The 23,738-nt window shown below is 66.1% G+C and carries 25 protein-coding genes; 20 read left to right on the top strand and 5 right to left on the bottom strand.

Going from position 1 to position 23,738, the window contains the following annotated elements; genetic code table 11:
• Positions 1-26: 26 nt before the first annotated feature.
• Both AC1MDG_RS11450 and AC1MDG_RS11445 read right to left on the bottom strand, forming a co-directional pair.
• The gene (locus AC1MDG_RS11450) at positions 27-788 is read right to left on the bottom strand and encodes an SDR family NAD(P)-dependent oxidoreductase (protein ID WP_043481854.1); all 762 of its coding nucleotides are present in this window, start codon (positions 786-788) and stop codon (positions 27-29) included.
• Positions 789-895: 107 nt separating this feature from the next.
• Entirely contained in the window at positions 896-1,681 is a 786-nt protein-coding gene (locus AC1MDG_RS11445) for an IclR family transcriptional regulator (protein ID WP_043481852.1), read from the bottom strand.
• Between the two features lie 149 nt (positions 1,682-1,830).
• Here AC1MDG_RS11445 and chcC2 point away from each other — a divergent pair, with 149 nt between their 5' ends.
• The 5 genes from chcC2 to AC1MDG_RS11420 all read left to right on the top strand — a co-directional run bounded on the left by chcC2 (position 1,831) and on the right by AC1MDG_RS11420 (position 7,409).
• On the top strand, positions 1,831-3,573 hold the full coding sequence (chcC2, locus tag AC1MDG_RS11440; RefSeq protein WP_479803970.1) for a 4-oxocyclohex-2-ene-1-carboxylate 5-dehydrogenase: 1,743 nt from the start codon (positions 1,831-1,833) through the stop codon (positions 3,571-3,573).
• A gap of 21 nt (positions 3,574-3,594) precedes the next feature.
• On the top strand, positions 3,595-4,362 hold the full coding sequence (locus tag AC1MDG_RS11435) for an IclR family transcriptional regulator (protein ID WP_479803969.1): 768 nt from the start codon (positions 3,595-3,597) through the stop codon (positions 4,360-4,362).
• 129 nt (positions 4,363-4,491) lie between these two features.
• On the top strand, positions 4,492-5,766 hold the full coding sequence (locus AC1MDG_RS11430) for a cytochrome P450 (protein ID WP_479803968.1): 1,275 nt from the start codon (positions 4,492-4,494) through the stop codon (positions 5,764-5,766).
• Complete coding sequence (locus AC1MDG_RS11425; RefSeq protein WP_479803967.1) at positions 5,759-7,072, top strand: NAD(P)/FAD-dependent oxidoreductase; 1,314 nt, start codon at positions 5,759-5,761, stop codon at positions 7,070-7,072. The genes AC1MDG_RS11430 and AC1MDG_RS11425 overlap by 8 nt, the downstream gene beginning before the upstream one ends.
• A gap of 13 nt (positions 7,073-7,085) precedes the next feature.
• Positions 7,086-7,409, top strand: a complete 324-nt coding sequence (locus tag AC1MDG_RS11420; RefSeq protein WP_479803966.1) for a 2Fe-2S iron-sulfur cluster-binding protein — start codon at positions 7,086-7,088, stop codon at positions 7,407-7,409.
• Positions 7,410-7,426: 17 nt separating this feature from the next.
• Here AC1MDG_RS11420 and AC1MDG_RS11415 read toward each other — a convergent pair whose 3' ends face one another.
• Positions 7,427-8,074, bottom strand: coding sequence for an acVLRF1 family peptidyl-tRNA hydrolase (locus tag AC1MDG_RS11415; protein WP_479803965.1), 648 nt, complete (start codon positions 8,072-8,074; stop codon positions 7,427-7,429).
• A gap of 52 nt (positions 8,075-8,126) precedes the next feature.
• Between AC1MDG_RS11415 and AC1MDG_RS11410 the strand changes: the two genes are divergently transcribed.
• The 15 genes from AC1MDG_RS11410 (at position 8,127) to nusB (ending at position 22,316) form a co-directional block, all read left to right on the top strand.
• Complete coding sequence (locus AC1MDG_RS11410; RefSeq protein ID WP_479803964.1) at positions 8,127-9,548, top strand: replication-associated recombination protein A; 1,422 nt, start codon at positions 8,127-8,129, stop codon at positions 9,546-9,548.
• A gap of 222 nt (positions 9,549-9,770) precedes the next feature.
• Positions 9,771-10,166: a cupin domain-containing protein gene (locus tag AC1MDG_RS11405; RefSeq protein ID WP_479803963.1), complete on the top strand. Its 396-nt coding sequence runs from the start codon at positions 9,771-9,773 to the stop codon at positions 10,164-10,166.
• Between the two features lie 231 nt (positions 10,167-10,397).
• A complete protein-coding gene (gene rpsD / locus AC1MDG_RS11400; RefSeq protein ID WP_011692125.1) occupies positions 10,398-11,024 on the top strand; it encodes a 30S ribosomal protein S4 in 627 nt (208 codons plus the stop codon).
• A 145-nt stretch (positions 11,025-11,169) separates the two neighbouring features.
• Positions 11,170-11,544: a DUF948 domain-containing protein gene (locus tag AC1MDG_RS11395; RefSeq protein ID WP_043481831.1), complete on the top strand. Its 375-nt coding sequence runs from the start codon at positions 11,170-11,172 to the stop codon at positions 11,542-11,544.
• Positions 11,545-11,561: 17 nt separating this feature from the next.
• Positions 11,562-11,792 (top strand): DUF6167 family protein, encoded by a 231-nt coding sequence (locus AC1MDG_RS11390; RefSeq protein ID WP_235347369.1) that lies wholly within the window; start codon positions 11,562-11,564, stop codon positions 11,790-11,792.
• A 193-nt stretch (positions 11,793-11,985) separates the two neighbouring features.
• Complete coding sequence (alaS, locus tag AC1MDG_RS11385) at positions 11,986-14,664, top strand: alanine--tRNA ligase (protein ID WP_479803962.1); 2,679 nt, start codon at positions 11,986-11,988, stop codon at positions 14,662-14,664.
• 7 nt (positions 14,665-14,671) lie between these two features.
• Complete coding sequence (ruvX, locus tag AC1MDG_RS11380; RefSeq protein ID WP_043481827.1) at positions 14,672-15,271, top strand: Holliday junction resolvase RuvX; 600 nt, start codon at positions 14,672-14,674, stop codon at positions 15,269-15,271.
• Positions 15,268-16,896, top strand: a complete 1,629-nt coding sequence (gene mltG, locus AC1MDG_RS11375; protein WP_479803961.1) for an endolytic transglycosylase MltG — start codon at positions 15,268-15,270, stop codon at positions 16,894-16,896. The genes ruvX and mltG overlap by 4 nt, the downstream gene beginning before the upstream one ends.
• On the top strand, positions 16,893-17,753 hold the full coding sequence (locus tag AC1MDG_RS11370) for a shikimate dehydrogenase (RefSeq protein ID WP_479803960.1): 861 nt from the start codon (positions 16,893-16,895) through the stop codon (positions 17,751-17,753). Before mltG ends, AC1MDG_RS11370 begins: the two co-directional genes overlap by 4 nt.
• Before the next feature lie 26 nt (positions 17,754-17,779).
• Positions 17,780-18,979 (top strand): chorismate synthase, encoded by a 1,200-nt coding sequence (gene aroC, locus AC1MDG_RS11365; protein WP_043481820.1) that lies wholly within the window; start codon positions 17,780-17,782, stop codon positions 18,977-18,979.
• Positions 18,979-19,578: a shikimate kinase gene (locus tag AC1MDG_RS11360; RefSeq protein ID WP_479803959.1), complete on the top strand. Its 600-nt coding sequence runs from the start codon at positions 18,979-18,981 to the stop codon at positions 19,576-19,578. Before aroC ends, AC1MDG_RS11360 begins: the two co-directional genes overlap by 1 nt.
• The gene (gene aroB / locus AC1MDG_RS11355) at positions 19,575-20,666 is read left to right on the top strand and encodes a 3-dehydroquinate synthase (protein ID WP_479803958.1); all 1,092 of its coding nucleotides are present in this window, start codon (positions 19,575-19,577) and stop codon (positions 20,664-20,666) included. Before AC1MDG_RS11360 ends, aroB begins: the two co-directional genes overlap by 4 nt.
• Positions 20,666-21,199 (top strand): tetratricopeptide repeat protein, encoded by a 534-nt coding sequence (locus AC1MDG_RS11350; protein ID WP_043481814.1) that lies wholly within the window; start codon positions 20,666-20,668, stop codon positions 21,197-21,199. Before aroB ends, AC1MDG_RS11350 begins: the two co-directional genes overlap by 1 nt.
• Before the next feature lie 143 nt (positions 21,200-21,342).
• Positions 21,343-21,906, top strand: coding sequence for an elongation factor P (gene efp, locus AC1MDG_RS11345; RefSeq protein ID WP_056635236.1), 564 nt, complete (start codon positions 21,343-21,345; stop codon positions 21,904-21,906).
• Positions 21,906-22,316: a transcription antitermination factor NusB gene (gene nusB, locus AC1MDG_RS11340; protein ID WP_043481810.1), complete on the top strand. Its 411-nt coding sequence runs from the start codon at positions 21,906-21,908 to the stop codon at positions 22,314-22,316. Before efp ends, nusB begins: the two co-directional genes overlap by 1 nt.
• A gap of 62 nt (positions 22,317-22,378) precedes the next feature.
• On the opposite strand, the gene AC1MDG_RS11335 is transcribed toward nusB, so the two are convergent.
• A complete protein-coding gene (locus AC1MDG_RS11335) occupies positions 22,379-23,368 on the bottom strand; it encodes a PrsW family intramembrane metalloprotease (protein WP_479803957.1) in 990 nt (329 codons plus the stop codon).
• Entirely contained in the window at positions 23,338-23,658 is a 321-nt protein-coding gene (locus AC1MDG_RS11330; RefSeq protein WP_479803956.1) for a hypothetical protein, read from the bottom strand. The genes AC1MDG_RS11335 and AC1MDG_RS11330 overlap by 31 nt, the downstream gene beginning before the upstream one ends.
• Between the last annotated feature and the right edge of the window lie 80 nt (positions 23,659-23,738).

Raw genomic sequence — 23,738 nt, 5'->3', positions numbered from 1 at the left:
GAAGGGGGAGACGGCGACGGCCTGGATCAGACGGCGGTATAGCCGCCGTCGATCACGAGCTCGGACCCCGTGGTGAAGCGGGATTCGTCGGATGCCAGATAAAGCACGCCGTAGGCGATCTCGTCCGGCTTGCCCTGCCGTGGCAGGGGATTGGAGCCAACGAGCTGCTTGTAGTAGGCCTCCGCGCCGATATCGGACTGCTCGGCCGAGCGGCGGCTCATCCGGGTGTCCATGGAGCCGGGGTGGATGGAGTTCACCCGGATGCCGTGACCGCCGTACGCCGCCGCATCGGACTTGCTCAGGAGCCGGACGGCGCCCTTGGTCGCGTGGTACAGCGGCACGTTCCGTCCGCCGGTGATGCCGTGGATGGAGGAGAAGTTGACGATGCTGCCGGCGCCTTTTTCGATCATGCCGGGGACCACGTGCTTGGTCATCAGCCAGACGCCCTTGACGTTAACGTTGAAGATCGTGTCGAAATCCGTCACCGAGGCAGTGTGGGAGGCTCCGGCGGGGCCGATAATGCCGGCGGCGTTCACCAGGATGTCCGGTGTGCCCAGATCGTCGCGTACCCGGCGGATGGCGTCGGCAACGCTCTCCTCACTGGTGACGTCGACGTCGTACTGGCTGACGTTTGGGTGGGCCGCACCGGCGGGGATGCCGGCGACGTCCAGGCTGGCGACGACCGCTCCGTGCTCAGCCAGCAGGGCGGCGGTGGCGCTGCCCAGGTCGCCGCGGCCGCCCGTAACGATTGCGGTTTTCCCGGCCACGCGGTTCGCTGTGGTGTTCATGTGGTGTGCTCCTCGTGACTCTTGCAGCCTCTTTGCTGCGTCCTAGCCAGAGTCGCAGGGCACGTGTGACTGGAACCACATGATTGCCGATGAACGGCAAACTACGTTCAGTGGCTCTGGCGAAGAGTGCCCTTCAGCTCGCCCCGCCAGCCGAGGGCCCGTGAGATGCCCCGGGCTGCGGCCATCAGGACGGGGACCCGGGAGGCTGCGTTCTCCTCGTTGCGCGGCACTACCACGCTGAGTGCGGCGCGGACGGTGTTGTCCGGTCCGAACACGGGGACAGCGATGCCGCTGGATTCGGGGACGATCACGCCGGGCATGGCAGCAAAGCCGCGCTGCCTGATCCCGGCCAGGTGGCGCCGGAGCTGGGCAGGGTCAGTGAGAGTGGTTTCGGTGAACTTCGTCAGGGGCCGGGCCAGGAAGCTGTCCTGGTAGGACGACGGGGAGTGCGCCAGCAGGACCAGCCCCGAGGACGTGGCGTGCAGCGGAAGCCGGCCGGCGATTTTGGTGATGTCCACGATGGTCTTGTCCGAGCCCAGCCGCTCGATGTACAAAACCTCGTCCGAATCAAGGATGCCCAGGGTGGTGGAGTGCTGCACCACTGCCTGGACGTCCTCCATGAACGGCAGGGCGGCTTCCCTCAGGCCCAGCATCTTGGACCCGCGGGAGACGAGTTCCCACATCCGGGTGCCGATGTGGATGTCTCCGCCGGGTTCGCGTTCGAGGAGCCGTTCCTGCAGCAGGTCGTTGACCAGCCGGTAGGTGGTGGTCACCGGCAGCCCGGTCCTGCGCCCGAGTTCGGCGACGCTCATGGAGGTATGCCGATCGTCGAACGCGCTCACGATTTTCACGAGGCGGCCGATTATCGACTCGCCCGATGCGGAATTAGCCACTTTGCTCCTTCGGATTCCCGCTCAATGGTAATCCTCCTCGCCGGCACCGGTACCACCCGGTCTACTGGGGGTTTAGCCTTCCACCCGGCTGCCGCGAGGATGCGGGCAGCCGACTGAACGGAGCACGATTTATGAGCAAGGCAGGAACCATGAGCAAGGCGCCAACCACGAGCAAGACCGTCTGTGATGTCCTCGTCATTGGCTCCGGCGTGGCCGGGATGGCCGCCGCGTTGAAAGCCGCTTCGCAGGGGCTGACAGTGATCGTTGCGGAAAAAGAACAGTACTTTGGCGGAACCACGGCCATTTCCGCCGGCTGGGCGTGGGTCCCCGGCAACAAGCAGGGTGTGGCCCAGGGCGACACCCGCGAGGAAGCCGAAACGTACCTGAAGAACCTGGCCCCGGAGACGTTCAACGAAGCGGGCGTCAGGAACTTCCTGGACACCGTGCCCGAGGCGATCTCCTTTTTCGAGAACGAAACCGAGGTCAAGTTCACCTACCCGGAAAAGTCCCCGGACTACCAGATGGACCTGCCCGGAGCGAAGCTCTCCGGCCGCGCCATCCTGCCGCAGGACGTTGATGCGCGCGTCCTGGGGGACAAGCGGCTCCTGATGCAGCCGTACATGAGCTCCTACACCGTGTTCGGCTACATGCCGCAGGTGGGCCCTGACATCAACGAGTTCTTCCACGTGAACCAGTCGGTCAAATCCTTCATTTATGTGGCGAAGAAGCTGCTGCGGACGTGGGCCGACGCCGCGCGTTACAAGCGTCCCGTCCTGCGGTCCAATGGCAACGCCCTCATGACCCGCATGGTGAAGAGCGCCGATGACCTCGGTGTGCGGCTGTGGAAGTCTTCGCCCGCACTTTCCCTGACCCGGGACGGCTCCGGCACCATCACCGGGGCTGTCATCGGCGGCGAGCACGCCACCACGGTGACGGCACGGCTCGGCGTGATCCTTGCCGCCGGCGGCTTTTCGGGCAACAGGGAACTGCGGCAGCAGTACTTCCCGCACGACGCCGACGGCGACGACCACTTCACGCCGACGGTGGGCCACGGCGGGGATGCCGCCACCCTGGCGATCAGGGCCGGAGGCCACATCGATGACTCGGTGTTCAGCGTGGGCTCCTGGGCCCCGGTGACAGTCTTCAAGTACCTCAACGGGAAGGAGCGGCTCTTTCCGCACCTGCGGGCCATCGGCCTGCCGGGCCTGATCGCCGTCGACCGCCACGGCAGGCGCTTCGGAAATGAAGCCCTGAGCTACCACGACTTCGGTGGCGCAATGATCGGGCACAACAAGGACGAGGACAAGACGTTCGGGTATGTGATCGGCGACGCGAAGACGATGCACAAGTACGGCATCGGCTATGCCAAGCCGTGGCCGATGCCGCGCGGCTACTTCTACAGGACCGGCTACCTCGTGAAGGCGAACACCCTGGCGGAGCTGGCCGGCAAACTTGGCATTGACGCCGCCGGCCTGCAGGCGACAGTGGCTGAATTCAACCCTGCAGCGGAGCGCGGTGAGGATCCGGCCTTCGGGCGGGGCTCCACGCTCTACAACCACTTCCGCGGGGACCTTGAGCACAAGCCGAACCCGAACCTCGCCCCGGTCGGCAAGGGCCCGTACTACGCGGCCAAGATCCAGATGGGCGACCTGGGCACCTTCGCGGGCATCGGCGTCAACGAACGCTCCGAGGTGGTGACAGGCGAAGGAACCGCCATTCCCGGCCTGATCGCCGTTGGTGCGGCCGCCGTGAGCGTCTTCGGCGGCGGCTATCCGGGGTACGGCTCGCACATCGGGCCGGCCCTCGTGTTCGGTTACCGGGCGGGCCGTGACATCGCCAGCCTCGCAGCCGCCCGGGACGCGGACCGCGCCGCCAGCGTCGTAGCGGGCTAGGGCAGCGGGCCGGAGGCGTCAATGGCAAACTCACCATCGGGTGAATCGGTCATCAGCCGCGTCGTGCGGCTCATGAGCGCGTTCGACCGGGACCTGCCCGCCATGACGCTCTCCGGCCTCGCCCGCCGCGCAGACCTGCCCCTGACCACGGTCCACCGGCTCGTGGATGACCTGGTACTGCACGGCCTGATTGAGCGCTTCCCGGACGGGAACCTGCGTCCGGGCATGCGCATGTGGGAACTCGCCGCCCGGGGATCACGTGCGCTGAATCTTCGTGAACTGGCACTTCCCTTCATGGGCGATGTCCAGGCGGCCGTGCACCAGCACACCACACTGGCCGTCCTTGACCACGGCACCGTGCTTTACGTGGAACGCCTGTCGTCGCCTGAGTCCAGCTTGGATGCGGCCCATATTGCCCAGCGGATGCCGATCCACGCGGCCTCGTCCGGGCTGGTGCTGCTGGCCTTCGCGCCGCCTGCCGTCCAGGACGAGCTGCTCAGCCGCCCCCTGGCGGCGGTGACCGCCGAGACCATCACCGACCCGGCGCTCATCCGGAAGCATCTGGCAGAAATCAGGCAGCGCGGCTATGTGGCTTTGCCAGGCATTGGCGTCACGGAGTGGACCGGCATCGCTGTGCCCGTCTTCGGCCCTGACAATGCCATCGCCGCCGCGCTCAATGCCATCGTTCCCCGGCAGGAAGCCGCCGTCCCCTTGACCGTGCCCGCGCTGCTGACCGCCGCGCACGGGATTTCGCGGGCTTTGAAGACCGCCCGGCCGCCCCGGCGCTAGCCTTCGCAGGTCTTTCATATCCGATGAACGGAAGTCCTATGGGGCCGGCGGGGGAGCGGTCGGCATTGTTGGGTTGAGACGTAAATCACGTCCGAAAACTCCGAAAGAAGGACAACGATGTCTTCCGCCATGACAGAGATTTCAGCAACCCATACGTTCGGAAGCCGGCATGCCGAGGCTTCGGAACTGCCTCCCTATTCGCACGAACTGAGCTGGCCCGAGGGCATGGCCCCGTTCAAGGTGGTCGATGACGGGACCCAGGGTGACCCATACGCCCACTATGAATGGATGCGGGACAACGCCCCTGTGCTCCGTGCCCACTCGCCGGTATCGGATGTGTGGTTCATTTCCCGCTATGACGATGTCCGCAAGGCAATGCGTGCCCCGAAGGTCTTCTCCTCCCAGGTGGTGGACCCGGTTCCGCTGACCTTCCTGACCCTCTTCGACGCCCCCAACCACACCCGGCTGCGCCAGGTGGTGGCGCAGGCCTTTATCCCGAAGGCCATAGCCCGCTTCGAGGACCGCGTCCGCGAAAACGCCGAAAAATACCTGGCTCCGATGCTCGCCGCCGGCGGCGGCGACGCCGTGGACGACTACGCCATTCCGCTCAGCATGTCCACCATCAGCGCCCTCCTCGATGTACCGGCCGAGGATTTCGAGAAGATGAAGTTCTGGTCCGACGAGACGTTCAGCTACTTCGGCCGGCTTGCCCGCAATGCGCAGGGCACCGGCACCGACGAACAAAGCACCTTCGAGTTCTTCGCGTATCTGAAGGACACCATGGAGCGCCTTTACCGGGAGGACAGCGATTCCGTGGGCGGCCACATTGCCCGGATGTGGAAGGATGGCCTGCTCAGCGAGAAGGAAGCCAAGGAACTCTGCGCCTTTGTTTTCGTCGCCGGGCACGACACCACCACCATCCTGTTGGCCAATGCATTCCGCGTCTTCAGCGAGCAGCCCGGACTGCTGGAACGGATCCGCAGGAATCCGGAGGACGCGAACCTCTTTGTCGAAGAACTTGCCCGCTACCGCGGCACGGTGCAGCGGGCCAGCCGGATCACCACGGAAGAAGTACAGGTTGCCGGGGTGACGATTCCGGCAGGCGCCATCGTCCGGCTGCTGCCTGCCGCAGCTAACCGGGACAGCAACAAATACCCCGACGGCGAGCGCTTCGATATGGACCGCAGCACCGACGGCCATCTCGGCTTCGGCCACGGCGTCCATAGTTGCCTCGGCGCGCCCCTTGCACGGCTTGAGGTCCTGGTGACCGTGAAGCTCCTCGCCGACAAGCTGGGATCCCTGGCATTGGACCCGGAGAAGCCCATTGAATACGTACGGGGCAACAATCTGACCAACTCGGGTCCTGAACACCTCCACGTCCTGTTGGAGGAGTCCAATGCGTGAGCAGACAGCGATCCAGGACCACATGGCCCATGTCGCATCTGCGGCCACCGCGCCCGTGGTGATCGTGGGGGCCGGCCATTCCGGTGTCGCGGTGGCCGCCGGGCTCCGGGCCCGGGGCTGGGAAGGCGGCATCCTGCTGCTCGAAGCGGAGAAGGAGACACCCTACGAACGGCCCCCGCTGTCCAAGGAACTCCTGAAGGCCGGCGCGCCCGATGAGTCTGCCGTGCTGCGGAAGGAGAAGTTCTACCAGGACAAGCGCATCCAGCGTGTTGCCGGCGCCGCCGCCGAATCGGTTGACCGGCAGGGTCGGACAGTTCTCCTGTCTGACGGCAGCCGCCACGCCTACCACCGGCTGGTCCTCGCTACGGGTTCCCGGGCCCGCCCCCTTACGGTGCCCGGCGCCCGCCTTCCCGGGGTGCAAGCGCTGAGAACGCGGGACGACGCCCTGGAGCTCAAGCGGCTCCTGGTGGCCGGAACACGGGTTGCCATCATCGGTGCCGGATACATCGGCCTGGAAGTAGCCGCCGCGGCGGCCGCGAAGGGCTGCAACGTCACGGTACTGGAGTTCCAGGACCGGGTGATGAGCCGCGTCACCTCAGCGCCGGTATCGCGGCACTTCGAAAAACTCCACGAGCGGCACGGTGTCCGGTTCGTCTTCGGCGCAGCGGTGACGGAAATTGAAGGCGGCCAGCGCGCCGAACGCGTGGTCACGGCCGACGGCGCCGTGTTCCACGCCGACGTCGTACTGGCCGGGATCGGCGTCATCCCCAACCAGGAACTCGCCGCGGAAGCCGGTCTCGAGTGCCGGGACGGCATCCTCGTGGATGAAGACTGCCTGACGTCCGATGCGGCGATCTACGCCACCGGTGACGTCACCCGGTTCACCAGCCCGATTGACGGCGCCAGCCAGCGCCTGGAATGCATCCAGAACGCCCAGGCGCAAGCAGACCGGGTCGCCGCCCACATCACCGGCCAGCCGGCAGCAGCGCCGGAAATCCCTTGGTTCTGGACCGTCCAGCACGGCGTCCGGCTGCAAACTGCCGGGGTGCGCCGTCCGGAAGACGACGTGATCGTGCGGGGCGATCCCGCCGGCGGCAGTTTCTCCGTGATCTATGCCCGGGACGGGCGCCTCGCCGCGGTGGACACCGTCGCAGGCCTCGCCGACTTCCGGCCGGCCCGGAAACTGATCGCCCAGGGAGCCCTGATAGACCCAGGGCTCGCGGCGGACCCCGGCGTCCCCCTTGCGGACACCATTCTCGACGCCCCCGCTCCCGCACACGCCGACCTTGCACCGGCCCGAATCTAAAGGAACCACCAGCATGAGCAACAACGAACTCACCGTTATCGACCGCGAAGGCTCCACCCACCGCCTTGAATGGGAGCCGGACCAGACGCTGATGGAGGCCCTCCGTGACAACGACCTGCCCGTCCTGGCCTCCTGTGGCGGCACCGCCTCGTGCGCGACGTGCCACGTCTTCCTCGAGAAGGAGGTCTTCGACACGCTGGGTGAACGCAGCGAGGACGAACTGGAACTGCTCGTCGAAGCGGAGGGCTACCAGGAGTGCGGTTCCAGGCTCTCCTGCCAGCTCGACTTCAGCCGGGAACTCAACGGAGTAACCGTCACCCTGGCACCCGAGGACTAGGAGCGGCAGGGGCGGCGCTAAGCCGGCGGGTCGGTGACCAGGATCCGGACTGAGCACGCGTCGGCTGCGGCCTGCTTCAACACTGAGGCGCGCGGATCCGGGACATCCAGGAACGGCAGCCGCGTCAGCGCAGCGTAGCGTTTCAGCGACGGTTCGCCGAGGACCTGTTCGGCAAGGGGCCGGTCACCGCCCGGCGCCAGGTATTCGATCCTGTGATCCGCGAAGATCCGGTCGGCGTGCCCGGCGACCGCCTCCACCAGCGCGTCCGCCTGGCTCGTGCGGCGCCGGGCGAACCGTTGCTGGGACGATCCGCCGGCAGCGGTCCTGGATTGGATGTGGCGGGTTCCGGTTTTCGAGGCCAGCGCGGCGCCGTCCCTCACCACAGCCACGGAGTAGCCGCCGCGGCGGACCAGCACCAGCCCGAGCATCCGGGACTGCGCCGCCAGGGAAGCCAGCCGCGCCACGGCATCTCCGCCGCGGCCCGGCCGGCCGTCAGCCGGCCACGGCGGCTGCAGCAGCGCCACGGCGCCGTCCGCTGCGGACAGTTGCAGGCCGGCGTCGACCTCTTCGTCGGCGAGGGGGCCGTGGCTCGCGGCAAAACGCTCCACCCACCCCGGCAGCCGCGCACCGGAGACGAACGTCACGCGGGACTCTGGGGTGGGCATCGCGTGATTCTCCGTTGTTAGTGGCGTCATGAACTAGAAGTAGCCTATCTATGTGGATGATCTCTTTGGCCAAGGGCCGGATAACGACGACGGCGGGACGGTGACGCCGTCCGGGTCGTCCGTTTCCGGGCCGGCCGCCGGCCGGACGCAGCCCCGAAGCCCGCTGGCGGTCCGGATGCGGCCCCGTACCCTCGACGACGTTGTGGGCCAGCAGCACCTGCTGGGACAGGGGTCCCCGCTGCGTCAGCTGGCCGCCGGCGCCGGGGCCGACTCCGCCGGACCTGCCGGCCCCACCTCGCTTATCCTGTGGGGTCCTCCGGGCACCGGCAAGACCACGCTCGCGCATGTGATCGCCAAGGGGCCCGGTCGCAAGTTCGTCGAACTCTCCGCCATCACCGCGGGTGTGAAGGACGTCCGCCGGGTCATGGACGAAGCGCTCACGGCGCGGGACCTCTACAAGACCACCACTGTGCTTTTCCTCGACGAGATCCACCGATTCAACAAAGCCCAGCAGGACGCCTTGCTGCCGGGCGTGGAAAACCGCTGGGTGGTGCTCGTGGCCGCAACCACCGAGAATCCCTCCTTCTCGGTGGTATCCCCGCTGCTGTCCCGCTCGCTGCTGCTGACGCTCCGCCCGCTGACCGATGCGGACATCGAGGGCCTGGTCCAGCGTGCCGCGGCTGATCCCCGCGGGCTGAACGGAAAGGTGAAGCTCAGCGAGGAAGCGCTGGCGCATCTGGTCAGGCTTTCCGGTGGCGATGCACGCCGTGCGCTGACGGCGCTGGAGGCGGCCGCCGGCGTGGCTTTTGGTGATGCCGACGACGCCGACGACGGTCCCGTCGCCGTGGAACTGCGGCACACCGAGCGCGCCCTGGATGTTGCCGCGGTCAGGTACGACCGCGCAGGGGACCAGCACTACGACGTCGCCAGCGCCTTCATCAAATCGATCCGCGGTTCCGACGTGGACGCCGCACTCCACTACCTGGCCCGCATGCTGGAAGCAGGGGAGGACCCCCGGTTCATCGCCCGGCGCATCGTGATCTCGGCCGCGGAGGACGTCGGGATGGCGGACCCCACGGCCCTGCAGACCGCCGTCGCGGCGGCGCAGGCCGTGCAGCTCATCGGCATGCCCGAGGGGCGGATCGTGCTGGCTGAGGCCGTGGTCCACCTGGCAACGGCCCCGAAGTCCAACGCCGCCTACATGGGCATCAATAAAGCCACCGCCGACGTCCGCGCCGGCCTGGGCAACGGCATCCCCGCCCACCTGCGGGACGCGCACTACCCCGGATCCAAACAGCTCGGTCACGGGCAGGGCTACAAATACGCGCACGACGCCCCGCACGGGGTTGCCACCCAGCAATACCCGCCGGACGACCTGGTTGGCCGGGACTATTACCAGCCCACGGCCAACGGCGCCGAACGCGATATTTCCACCCGGCTGGAGCGGCTCCGGAAGATCATCCGCGGCGGCTGAGCGGCCTGTCCGGACAGGCCTGGACAATGTGCCGTTGACTTCCGGCGGCGGAGGGCTAACGTTGAATTACGTCAGCATGGATCTGTTGTACGTGCGTGTCTTGAGGGGGACATCAGCACACATGCCGGTTGTTCATACACCCAGGCCCCAAGTCGGCGGCCGGCATGGAATCGCCTTGGCACAACCCTCATGCGCCCCCTCCCATCTCCCAGGTCGTGTCACATGTCCGTAAATTTCGTCACAGCAATGTCCGTGAAGTCCTTCGATGTCCCGGACAAAAAGCGTTGCCCCGACAAAGCGGAGTTCGACCTCGTCACCGTCAATGACTATTCGGTGGCCCGGCTGATCCTTGATCCCGGCTGGCGGTGGTCCGAAAGCATCAAGCCTTTCGAAAAGACCGACTTCTGCCAGCACAACCACCTCGGCTTCTGCGTTTCCGGAGTGTTGGAAGTGGAAACCCCCGACGGCGTCCGTTCCGTCATCCGCGCCAACGACACGTACACCCTGCCTCCCGGGCATGATGAGTGGGTGGTGGGTAGCGAGCCCTTCATCGCCGTCGAGTTCCTGGGCGCCGCTTCCTTCGGCCGGGCCAGCCACGGCGGCCACGCGCGGACCTGAAGGAAGCCCGGACAGCAAGCGTCCGGGGCGGCCGGCCGCATCATGGTAGGATAGTTCGTTGTCTGGCAAGGCACGGACGCACAATTCACTGATTATTCAGCATTTCATGCTGTCTTGATGTTTTTGGTGGGCTGTCGCCCGGTGCCCAGTAGCAAAAGGCAGCGGTTGGCCGATGCTCTCCATCGTGGAGGCCAGTAACACTGACACACCGCAGATATTGGAAGGACACAAGTGGCTAACAACACTCGTGCTCGCCGTACCGCACGCCTTTCGCGTGCACTCGGCATTGCTCTGACCCCCAAGGCCGCCAAGTACATGGAGCGCCGCCCGTACGGCCCCGGTGAGCATGGCCGTGCCCGCAAGAAGCAGGACTCCGACTACGCCGTACGTCTGCGCGAAAAGCAGCGTCTGCGCGCCCAGTACGGCATCCGCGAAGCCCAGATGACCCGTGCCTTCGAAGAAGCACGTCGCACCAAGGGCCTGACCGGTGAAAACCTGATCGAACTGCTCGAAATGCGTCTCGACGCCCTCGTGCTGCGTGCCGGTTTCGCCCGCACCATCGCCCAGGCCCGCCAGCTGGTTGTGCACCGCCACATCCTGGTTGACGGAATCCGCGTTGACCGCCCGTCCTTCCGCGTCGGCGAGGGCCAGCTGGTCCACGTCCACAGCCGCAGCGAAACCATGCCCCCGTTCCAGGTTGCAGCAGCCGGCGCTCACCGCGACGTCCTGCCCCAGGTTCCGGCCTACCTGGACGTCAAGCTTGACGCCCTGCAGGCACGCCTGGTTCGCCGCCCGAAGCGCTCCGAGGTTCCCGTAACCTGCGAAGAGCAGCTCGTCGTCGAATTCTACGCACGCTAAATAAAAGCAGCGTATACAAAGAAGCCCGTGGCAAGCGCCGCGGGCTTCTTTGTATGTAAGGTACTGGGGGGAGTTCCGCAAGAGCGGCCACGGAGCCAGTGCCGAACCCGCAGCAGTCCACGGAAATACAAGGAGATGAACGTCTATGTCTGGTGGCGATATTGCCGGCCTGATCGCGGCAGGGGTGTTTGCGCTCCTCGTGCTGCTACTCGCCGTGCCGATCCTGAAGCTCGGACGGGTTTTTGACGAAGTCCGGACGTCCATCCGTTCCATTAGCGACGGTGCCACGCCACTCATGGACGAAGTCACCGCCACGGTTTCCACCACGAACCAGCAGCTCAAAAAAGTTGACGGCATCTCATCCAATGTCTCGGACGCCTCAGCCAATATCTCCGCACTCTCGTCCCTCGTGGCGGCAACCGTGGGATCTCCGCTGATCAAGGTGGCAGCCTTCAGCTACGGAGTCCGCTCCGCCCTCTCTGCCAAGAAGAAACCCGCCACCGGCCGCCGCAGCCGCTAATCCCGACGGAGCACTCAATGAAAAGAATCCTCTGGATGGGAATCGGCGTCGCCATTGGCGTCATCGCCTTCCGCAAGATCACCGAGGCCCAGTCCACCCTGGGCCCCGAAGGCCTCAACCGCGCGGTGGGACGGTTGGCCGACGGCATCTACGACTTCGCTGACGCAGTCCGCGATGGAATGCAGGAACGGGAAACGGACCTGAGGGCAGCGCTGGGCATCGACAGCCAGGACCTGGTGCGCCGCTAGCCCGCAGCGCGAAAAGCCGTCCCAGGGCGGCCTGGTAGCGAATCCGGTACCCGCGCGGACATCGCAATGCCCGGCGTAGGGGAGAATTAAACCGGTGGCTCCGGCATGTGCCAGGGCAGCCAGGCGTTTCATTGCGTGAACCACACGCATCAGAACTACACGCAGTACACCAAGAAGGGTAAGTAACCAGGTTATGAAGTCGCAGGAGATCACCAAGCGCTGGATCGACTTTTTTGTCAGTAAGGGCCACACGGCGGTGCCTTCCGCATCACTGGTCTCCAGCGACCCCTCCCTGCTGTTCACGGTGGCCGGCATGGTTCCGTTCATTCCGTACCTGACGGCCCGCGAAGAGGCGCCCTACAACCGCGCCACCAGCGTGCAGAAGTGCATCCGCACGGGCGACATTGAGGAAGTTGGCAAGACCGCCCGCCACGGCACCTTCTTCCAGATGTGCGGCAACTTCTCCTTCGGCGACTACTTCAAGGAAGACGCCATCAAGTTCGCCTGGGAACTGCTCACCACCAGTGTCGACGACGGCGGATACGGACTGCCGCCCGAGAAGCTCTGGGTCACCGTCTACGAAGAGGACGACGAGGCCGAGCAGCTCTGGCTCAAGAACACCGGCATGCCCGCCGCACGGATCCAGCGGATGGGCAAGGCGGACAACTACTGGTCCACCGGCCAGCCCGGCCCGGCCGGCCCCTGCTCCGAGATCTACTACGACCGCGGCCCGTCCTACGGCGTCGAGGGCGGCCCCATTGCCGACGAGAACCGCTACGTCGAAATCTGGAACCTCGTGTTCATGCAGTACCAGATCGACAACGTCCGCTCGAAGGTGGACTTCGACATCACGGGTGAACTGCCCAAGAAGAACATCGACACCGGACTGGGCATGGAACGCCTGGCAATGATCCTGCAGGACGTCGAGAACATGTACGAGACCGACCAGGTCCGTCCCGTCATCGACAAGGCCGCTGAACTCTCCGGCAAGGAATACACCTCGGCCGAGTCCGCCGACGATCCGCACCACACCGACGACGTCCGGATGCGGGTGGTGGCGGACCACATCCGGTCCGCCCTGATGCTGATCGCCGACGGCGTCACCCCCTCCAACGAAGGCCGCGGCTACGTGCTGCGCCGCCTGATCCGCCGTGCCGTGCGGTCCATGCGCCTGCTCGGCGTCGAAAAGGCCTGCCTGCCGGATCTCCTCCCCGCTTCCCGCGACGCCATGAAGGGCGTCTACCCGGTGGTGGAGACCGACTTCGACCGCATCAGCCGCATCGCCTACGCCGAAGAAAAGGCGTTCCTGCGGACCATCGCGTCCGGCACGGCCCGCCTCGAGGACGCCGTGAAGGATTCCAAGGCAGCCGGCCAGCCGCTCTCAGGTGCCGATGCCTTTGCCCTGCACGACACCTACGGCTTCCCGATCGACCTGACGTTGGAAATGGCGGAAGAAGCCGGACTTAAGGTTGACGAACCCGAATTCCGCAAGCTGATGCTCGAGCAGCGCCAGCGCGCCCAGGCGGACGCCAAGGGCAAGAAGGGTGCGCACGCCGACCTCAGCGCCTTCCAGGAGCTGCTGGCCGAGGGTGAGACGGTTTTCACCGGCTACACCGAGCTCGCAGGCGAGTCCAAGGTCCGCGGCATCCTGTCCGGCGGCCGCAAGGTGTCCCAGGCCTCCACGGGCGAGGAAATCGAGCTCGTCCTTGCAGAGACCCCGTTCTACGCGGAAGCCGGCGGCCAGGCCGCCGACACCGGGCTCATCACGGGTGACGGATTCGTCGTCGAGGTCCTGGATGTCCAGCGTCCCGTCAAGGGCCTGAGCGTGCACAAGGCGATCGTCCGCGAGGGCGAAATCGGTGCCGACTCGCTCGTGCAGGCAGCAGTGGACCGCGAGCGGCGCCACTCCGCAGAACAGGCCCACACGGGCACGCACATCGTCCACGCAGCCCTGCACCAGATCCTTGGCCCTGAGGCCCTGCAGCGCGGTTCCTACAACAAGGCCGGCTACCTGCGCTTCGACTTCGCCTGGGGCGAGGGACTCAGCGCCGCAACGCGGTCCGAGATCGAAGAAGTTTCCAACCTTGCCATTCGCAACAACTTCCAGGTGGAGACCAAGGTCATGGCCCTGGCCGAAGCCAAGGCCCTCGGCGCCATGGCGCTGTTCGGCGAGAACTACGGCAACGAAGTCCGGGTCGTGGAGATCGACGGCGCCTGGTCCCGCGAGCTTTGCGGCGGCACCCATGTGGCCAACACCTCACTCATCGGCAGCCTGTCCCTGCTGGGCGACCAGTCCGTGGGCTCGGGCAACCGCCGCGTGGAAGCTTTCGTGGGAATGGAGGCGTTCCGCCACCTCGCCGCCGAGCGCGCGCTGGTCACGGAGCTCACCGAGATGCTGAAGGTGCCCTCAGGCCTGCTGGCAGACCGCATTGCCACCACCCTGACCAAGCTCAAGACCGTGGAAAAGGAACTGGAGCGCCTGCGCAAGGAGCAGCTGACGGCTGCCGCTGCGCAGCTGGTCGGTACGGCCAAGGACGCTGCGGGGGTGAAGGTCATTGCGCATGACGCCGGACAGGTCAGCGGCGCTGACGACCTCCGCGGGCTGGCCCTCGACCTGCGCAGCCGCCTGGGCTCCGAGGCCGCCGCAGTTGCGGTGGCCGGTGTGAGCAACGACCGCCCCGTAATCCTGGTCGCCACCAACGAGGCGGCCCGCGCGGCGGGCGTGAAGGCCGGAGCCCTCGTCCGGCTCGCAGCCGGAATCCTCGGCGGCGGCGGCGGTGGCAAGGACGACGTCGCGCAGGGCGGCGGTACCGATGCGTCGAAGGTGCCGGCGGCGCTGACCGCCGTCGTGGACGCCATCACGAGGCGATAGCTGAACCGTGAATCAATCTGCTGCAACCGACGCCTACCCCCGGGGCATCAAACTGGGGGTGGACGTAGGCACGGTCCGTGTGGGCGTGGCCGTCTGCGACCTTGACGGCATCCTGGCCACACCGTTGAAGACGCTGGAACGGAACGCCAGGAAGAATACGGATGTCCGTGTCCTTGCGGCCCTGGCCGCCGAGCTTGGTGCCGTGCAGGTCTTCGTCGGGCTGCCCCGGACGCTCAAGGGCGAAGAGCATGCTTCGGCGCGGATGGCCACGGACTACGCGGAGTTGCTGGCGGACGCGCTTGCGGCCAACGGCTGTGACATTCCGGTACAGCTCGTGGACGAGCGCTTGAGCACGGTGACGGCCCACCGCAACCTGCACGAAGCTGGCATGAGCAGCCGGAACCACCGTAAGGTAGTGGATCAGGTTGCGGCAGCAGGAATACTCCAGCACGCAATCGACATGCAAAAAGCCAGGGGAACGGATGTAGGAAGCCGCGTGTTCGCGGTCTCCCAGCCGGGGCTTCCCGGGGACGCCGCAGCCGAAAACGCTGAGCGGGCAGTCCCCGGAGTCAATGTGCAATCTTCAGAAAATGGAAGGCAACAGTGAGCCCGGTTAACAGCGGCGAGTCCTCAGGTGAGGAATTCAGTGACTCCGGACGTCAGCTGACGCGCAAGGAAGTCCGTGCCAGGGAGAAATCCCTGACCACCGAAGGCAATGACGTGGTCCCACCGCAGGCGTTCGAAACCGGCCACTCGCCGCAGGTCCCGCCGGCCATGCCGGCGGAGCCGCCCACAGTCCAGCAGGACGCGGAACTTCACCACGACGAGACTGTGCACCACGAAAGCTCCGCGGAGTTGGCTCCGCATGCCCATGGGGCGCCGGCTGAGCAGCACGGAGACGCCGTTCACCACGAGGACGGGGCGCACCAGGACTACGCGGAGCACCAGGACTTTGCCGGGCACCAGGACTACGCGGAGCACCACGAGGACGCAGGGCACCACGACTTCGCAGGGCACCACGAGGACGCAGGGCACCACGAGGACGAGGCGCACCATGTCTACGACGACGCCGACCTCTACGCGGCGGGGGAGCACGCCGACGAGCACTATGAGGAGCCGGCACACCAGTTGATGGCTGGCAGTTCGTCAGTGGCTGTCGTTCCGGCCAAGTCCAAAAAGGTCCGCCGCCGTCGCCGCTGGCTGGCGCTTTTGCTGACGCTGACGGTTTTCGTCACCGCATTGGTGGTAGGAGCCCAGTTCCTCAAACCCCTACTGGGCGGCGACACCATCGCCGATTACCCGGGGCCGGGCACCGGCGAGGTGAACGTTTCCGTTGAGCCCGGTGAAGGCACCAGGTCCGTTGCCACCAAGCTCGCTGACCAGAAAGTTGTTGCGAACGCGGACACGTTCCTGCGGGAGCTCACGGCTTCCGGCGGCACCATCGCCCCGGGCGAATTCCAGTTCCGCCAGGAGATGAAGAATTCCGACGCCGTGGCCGTGCTGCTGGGCAAGGGCGAAGGCAAGGTCATGTACTTTGCCCTGAGCGCCGGACTGCGGATCGGCGAATCGCTGCAGGCCATCTCCCAGGGGTCGGGTATTCCGATTGCCCAGCTCAAGACACTCAGTGATTCCCCGGCCCAGTTCGGGCTGCCGGCCAAGGCCAAGAACCTTGAGGGCTACCTGGCACCCGGCGAGCACCGCTTCCCGCTGGGGACGCCGGCCAAGGAGATCCTCCAGAACCTCGTGACCACCACCACCGACGAGCTCAAGGCCCAGGGGGTCACCGATCCCGCGAAGCAATACGACGTGGTCACGGTCGCCAGCATCGTCCAGGCCGAGGGCGGGCAGGCCGAGTACGGCGATGTGGCCGGCGCCATCTACAACCGGCTCAAGCCGAACAACACCGAGACGGCCGGGCTGATCCAGTCCGATGCCACGGTGACCTACGGGCTGGGAATCAAGAGCTTCCACATCGACGAGGACCAGAAGGCTGACAAGTCGAACCCCTACAACACCTACGCCAACCAGGGACTTCCGGTGGGCCCCATCGGGTCGCCGGGCAAGAACGCCATCGATGCGGCGGCCAAGCCGAAGACGAACGATTACATGTACTGGGTGACCATCAACCTGGACACCAAGGAGACGAAGTTCTCCAAGACGCTGGCTGAGCACAACCAGTATGTGGAGCAGTACAACGCCTGGTGCGCCGCCAACGCAGGACGTTGCACGTGACCTTGAAGGCTGCCGTCCTTGGGCACCCGATCGGCCATTCGAAGTCCCCGGCCCTGCACCGCGCTGCCTACGCCCGCTTGGGCGTGGACGTCGAGTACTCCGCCATCGATGTGACCGTCCCGGACCTTCCCGCGTTCATGGCGTCGGTCCGCGACGAGCCCGGCTGGCGCGGCCTGTCCGTCACCATGCCGCTCAAGACCGCCATGGTTTCCGAGGTGGATGAGGTGCGCGGCGTGGCCGGCATCCTCGGAGTCGTCAACACCGTTGTGTTTGAAGCCGACGGGGCATCAGTGCGGCGGATCGGTTACAACACCGACGTCGCGGGCATCGTCAACGCCGTGCAGCATGCCGGCGTGGTGTCCGCGCCGTCAGCTGTTGTCTTGGGCGGCGGCGGCACCGCTGCCGCGGCGATCGCTGCGCTCAAGGATCTCGGCGCCCCGTCTGCCGATGTTTTCGTACGTGACGTGGGCCGGGCGGCGGAAGCCCGCGCCGCCTCCGAAGGTGTGGGCCTTCCTGTCCGCATCCTGCCGCTTTCCGGGGCGGCCGCGGCAATGGCCGCCGCCGACGTCGTCATTTCCACGCTCCCGCCCCGCGGGGCCGACGCCCTGGCCGATGAGCTCGCGGCCCTCGGGACCCGGACTCCCGGGGTTTTGCTGGATGTCGCCTACGATCCCTGGCCCAGCCGGATTGCCTCGGTCTGGCAGGACGGAGGAGGCGCCGTCGTCCCCGGCCTGGAGATGCTGCTGTACCAGGCGGTGGAGCAGGTCCGGTTCTTCAGCGGCCTCGGCGACCGCGTCACGGCCGAAGTCATAGATGTGATGTGTGACGCAGTCGGGGCACCCCGACGAGTGTTCTAACCGCCCTACGTGGCAGGATGGATTTTATGTTGCGTTGGTTGACTGCCGGTGAATCCCATGGACCGGCACTGGTCGGAATTATTGAAGGCGTGCCTGCCGGTGTTGAACTCACCAGCAGCCAGATCGCCGATGCCCTGGCCCGTCGGCGCCTCGGTTACGGCCGCGGTGCCCGGATGAAGTTTGAGCAGGACGTGGTGACCGTCCTCGGCGGTGTGCGCCACGGCATGACCCAGGGCGGCCCCGTGGCCATCCAGGTGGGCAACACTGAATGGCCCAAGTGGGAGCAGATCATGTCTGCGGACCCGGTCGCCCCTGAAGTCCTCGCCGACCAGGCGCGCAATGCACCGCTGACGCGTCCGCGTCCCGGCCACGCGGACTTCACGGGAATGCAGAAATACGGCTTCGATGAAGCACGCCCGGTACTGGAGCGCGCCAGTGCCCGCGAAACCGCCACCCGCGTCGCACTGGGCACCGTGGCGTCGCAGTTCCTCAAGCAACTGGGCATCGAACTGGTCAGCCACACGGTGTCCATCGCCAGCGTCGCCGTGCCGGAAGGGCGCCCGCTGCCCGTACCCGCCAACGTGATCGCCCTGGATGCGGATCCCCTCCGCTGCTTTGACCGGGAAACCTCGGACGCCATGGTGGCCGAGGTGGACGCCGCCCACAAGGAAGGCGAAACCCTCGGCGGAGTGGTGGAGGTGCTGGCCTACGGCCTTCCGCCCGGCCTTGGCAGCTACGTCCACTGGGACCGCCGGCTGGACTCCCGCCTCGCCGCCGCCTTGATGGGCATCCAGGCCATCAAGGGAGTTGAAGTGGGCGACGGCTTCCTGACCGCCTCCCGCCGTGGCTCGGCCGCCCACGACGAAATCGTCAAGGACTCCGACGGCCGGATCATCCGCACCAGCAACCGGGCCGGCGGCATCGAAGGCGGCATGAGCATCGGCGACGTCCTCCGCGTCCGTGCGGCGATGAAGCCCATTGCCACCGTTCCGCGCGCACTGAAGACCATCGACGTCAGCACCGGGGAAGCAGCCAAGGCCCACCACCAGCGCTCGGATGTCTGTGCTGTTCCGGCCGCCGGCGTAGTGGCTGAGGCCATGGTGGCGCTGGTGCTGGCCGAGGCAGTGGCGGAGAAGTTCGGCGGCGACTCGGTCGCGGAAACGGCACGCAATATCAAGGGTTACCTGGACAACATTCCGGCGTCCCTGGACTCGATCGGCCAGTAGTGCCGGCCAGCAGCAGGAACGGCGCTGCGGCCCGGCGGCCCATTGCGCTTATCGGACCCATGGCCGTCGGCAAATCGGCAATCGGCCACCAGCTTGCGCAACAGCTGGGGGCGGCGTTTGTGGATACCGACGTCGTGATCGTCGAAAACCACGGAACCATTCCGGACATTTTCGCCGCCCGCGGCGAGCGTGCGTTCCGGGAAATTGAAGCCCGGACCGTCGCCCGCATCATCGAGGAGGCTGCGAACACCGGAACCGTCATTTCCCTCGGAGGCGGTGCCGTCCTCGACTCCGGCACCCAGCAGCTGCTTCGGCGCTGCACCGTTGTCTACCTTGAGTGCGACGCCGACACAGTTTCCGAGCGGATTGCCCGGAACTCGGGCCGTCCGCTCCTGGCCGGAGACGCCATGGGACGATGGCGTGCGCTTTTCGCCACCCGCCAGCCCGTGTATGAACGGCTTGCCGACCTTGTCTTCGATGTCCGCCACGGATCCGTCGCGGATCTTGGGCCTCGGCTCGAAGAGGCGCTGCGTGAGTACGCGGCGGCACAAACCGCGGCGGCGGAGCCAGTGGCCGCAACAAAGGAAGTTGAAAAGTGAGTAGCGAATCAACCGTCATCAAAGTCACCGGCAAGTCGCCGGCTGAGAACTACGACGTCGTTGTGGGCCGCGGCCTGCTTGAACGCCTTCCGGCGCTGCTGGGGGAGCGGGTCAAACGGGTCCTGGTCATCCACCCGCGTGCCCTGCGGCTCACCGGCGACACTGTCCGCGACGAACTGGAGTCGGCCGGTTTCACTGCGCTGACTGCGGAAATCCCGGACGCCGAAGAAGGCAAGCACATCCAGGTCGCCGCGTTCTGCTGGCAGGTCCTGGGACAAAACGACTTCACCCGCTCCGACGCCGTAGTCGCCGTCGGCGGCGGCGCCGTCACGGACCTCGCAGGCTTCGTGGCTGCCACCTGGCTCCGCGGGGTCAAGGTCATCCACATGCCCACCAGCCTCCTCGGCATGGTGGATGCCTCCGTTGGCGGCAAGACCGGCATCAACACGGCCGAGGGCAAGAACCTGGTGGGTGCATTCCACCCTCCGGCCGCGGTCCTCGCCGACCTCGATACGCTCAGCACCCTGCCTAAGAACGAGCTTATTTCGGGCATGGCTGAGGTCATCAAGTGCGGGTTCATCGCCGACCCCGCCATCCTGGACCTCGTGGAGAAGGACCCGTCCGCCGTGACCGACCCGCAGTCGGCGGTCCTCCGCGAACTGATCGAGCGCGCCATCGCCGTGAAGGCCGACGTCGTGTCTGAGGACCTCAAGGAAACGGGCCGGCGCGAGATCCTCAACTACGGTCACACCCTGGGCCACGCGATCGAACTGGTGGAGCGTTACTCCTGGCGCCACGGCGCGGCCGTCTCGGTGGGGATGATGTTCGCGGCCGAACTCGCCCGCAGCGTGGGGCGCCTCAGCGACGCCGACGCCGACCGCCACCGCACCATCCTGGAATTGCTCGGACTCCCGATCACCTACCGCCGGGACCGGTGGCAGGGGCTGCTGGACGGGATGCGCCGGGACAAGAAGTCCCGCGGCGACCTCCTCCGTTTCGTGGTGCTCGACGGCGTTGCACGCCCTGGAATCCTGGACGTCCCGGACACGTCCCTGTTGTTCGCCGCGTACCAGGAGATTGCCTCTTGATGATGGGCGACGTCATGATTGATGCCATGGGCGGCACGAGCGAGTGGCCGGACGGCGGATTCCCGGGTGTCAAGATCAACCCTGACACCCTCATGCCCGGAATCGTCAATGAAGAAGCCTGCAACCTGGCGCTGCAGGCGTCCTCCGACCCCGCGGACCGCATCATGGTCCTCCTGGCGGAAGGCCACGCCGGCGATGCCGCGGAGCTCCTGGCTGAGGCACGATACAACGATCCCGAGTCCTTCCGGCTCCGTGCCTTCGAAGCCGAGGTCCTGCGGGTTTCCAAGCGCTATGACCGTGCCGTGGATCTCTACCGCCAGCTGCTGGCAGAGGTCCAGGGCACCGAGCTGGAGGCCATGGCGCACCAGCACCTCGGACGTGCCTATTACGCCGGCGGCAACACCGCAGCGGCTGTCGACGAGTTCGCCAAGGCCCTGGACCTGCGCGTGGCGGGGGCCGCGGACGCCGCGTTGATCTACTCGTCCACCGTTGCGCTGCAGCGGGCCAGGAAAGTCCTGGAAATGTCGTCCTAGGGGACGTCGCAGCAGCCCGCCGGCATTACCGGTAGAATGGTTCTTGGATTTTTGACAAATACTCGCTGGCTGCCTTTTGGCGTGCCTGCCTGACATAACCGGCTGGCGGCTAGAAGCAGTCAGATACAAACCAGAGGATACCCGTGGCAACCACAAACGACATCAAGAACGGAACCGTGCTGAAGCTTGAGGGCCAGCTCTGGAACATCATCGAGTTCCAGCACGTCAAGCCGGGCAAGGGCGGCGCTTTCGTCCGCACCAAGATGCGCAACGTTATGTCCGGCAAGGTGGTCGACAAGACCTTCAACGCCGGCCTCAAGATCGAGACTGCCACGGTGGACCGCCGCGACTACCAGTACCTGTACCAGGACGGCGCAGACTTCGTGTTCATGGACACCCAGGACTACGACCAGATCACCGTCTCCGGCGCTACGGTAGGCGACGCCACGAACTTCATGCTCGAAAACCAGATGGTCAACATCGCCATCCACGAAGGCACCCCCCTGTACATCGAACTGCCGCCGAGCGTCGTGCTCGAAATCACGTACACCGAGCCGGGCCTGCAGGGCGACCGCTCCTCTGCCGGCACCAAGCCGGCCACGCTGGAAACCGGCTACGAGATCCAGGTGCCGCTGTTCGTTGAGAACAACACCAAAGTCAAGGTCGACACCCGCGACGGCAGCTACCTTGGCCGGGTCAGCGAGTAGTGAGCGCCCGCGGTAAGGCCCGTAACCGGGCCCTGGATGTTCTCTTCGAGGCGGAGCAGCGCTCCCTCTCGGCTTTCGATGTGCTGCGGTCGCGCCGCGAACAAACCGACCAGATCGTCAACCCCTACACCCTTGAGATCGTCGAAGGCGTGGTATCCCACCAGGCTGCCATCGACGAATTTCTGGAGACCTACTCCCAGGGCTGGACGCTGGAACGCATGCCGTCGGTGGACCGCATCATCCTGCGCATCGGCACGTGGGAGCTGCTCTACAACGACGACGTTCCCGACGGCGTGGCGGTCAGCGAAGCAGTCGCCCTGGCCAAGACGCTGTCCACGGACGAGTCGCCGTCGTTCATTAACGGCCTGCTCGGCCGGCTCCAGCAGCTGAAGCCCTCGCTGCTGGCGTAGCAACAAGACAAAGGACCGGCATCCGCGTTTCAGGCGGGTGCCGGTCCTTTCCTTTACGCCCGCTAGCGGAGCACGGCGTCCCGACGGGCCACGATTTCCGCGAGTTGGCGGTGTTCGTCCAACTGGTGGGCCCGAACGTCCCGCCCGCTCAGGATCCGTTGCCGGATGAAGGCAAGCCGTGTGGCGGAGCGCTGGAAAGCCTTCATCTGCGGCCCCCGGCCGAACTGCTTCGCCCAGCGGACCCCGGAACGGCGTCCGCCAGCCGTAGCCAGCATCTCCACTTCCGGCGGCGTGAACCATCCAGCGGCGGCATATTCCAGGAGGCGCTGCCGGGTCAGCCGGCTTTCCGCCACGCGCAGCAGCACAATAACGACGACTGCCACCAGGAAGATGGGCACCTGGACCACGATGTACTGCACCAGGAAGTCCTGTCCCATGCTGTTCCACATGCTGTGCAGGAGCATCGCGGGTACCAGCCCGACGGCGACCGCCACGACGGACAACCCGGGGTGCCAGCGGCGCGCAGCGAAACCGAGGATGAGTCCTGTGGTGCCCGTGAAGATGGCGTGGGCGAACGGGGACATCACACCCCGCAGGAAGAACACCATCGCCAGGTCAGTCCCCGGCGTGGCGGACTCGGCAATGGCGCGGCCGAAGTAGAGGATGTTTTCCGTGAAGGCGAAGCCGCCGGCAATGGTGAAGGCAAACACCACGCCGTCCACGGGGCCGTCAAAATGCTTTCGCGCGAGCACCAGGAGCAGCAACAGGCCCAGGGACTTGGCGAATTCCTCCACCACCGGAGCCTGCACGGTGACGGCAAAGGTCGTGTAGTCCATGCCGACAGGCGGCGCCGCCGCCAGCGCAAAGACAGGCTGGAGCAGCAGCGTGACGGAAATGGAGACGGCGGCGCCCCACACGAAGGCGAAGAGCAACAGGCGCTTGGGCTCGGGCTCCCAGCGGTCAATGATGTAGACGGCCAGGAGTACGGCGCTCAAGGGAATCAGGGAAGCGATGAAACCGATCACGAACCCGGTGACGCCGGTGTTGCCCACGAGGTAGGGGAGGACAGGAAGAGGCTGGCGAAAGCCAGGAAGCCGCCGCCGCCCACGAGGCCGATCACTCCTGCACCGGAGCGGCTGCGCACCGCGGCCGGAGGCATCATGGTGTTCACCGCAGCCGCGTAGTTGCTGGCAGGCGCCGCATGGTAATGATCGGGCCGGACCTGGCCCATCCAGGTGGGGTTGGTCTGCTGCGGAAGGTCCTGCCGGGGCCAGGCGGGCTGCTGCCCGGATCCGTGGCCGCCGGACGGATCGTGCTGCGGCCAGGGCGCGTTCGATGTCATGGAACTGAGCCTATGTCCCTGTAACTGCTGCTACCAAGGCGACAGGCGCGGGGACGTTGCAGCCCTCACCACCGGCCGGG

The organism is Arthrobacter sp. AIWTK1 (assembly GCF_056680535.1).
The sequence above is the reverse complement of the archived record's forward strand: the minus strand, read 5'-3'. Positions and strand labels throughout refer to the sequence as shown.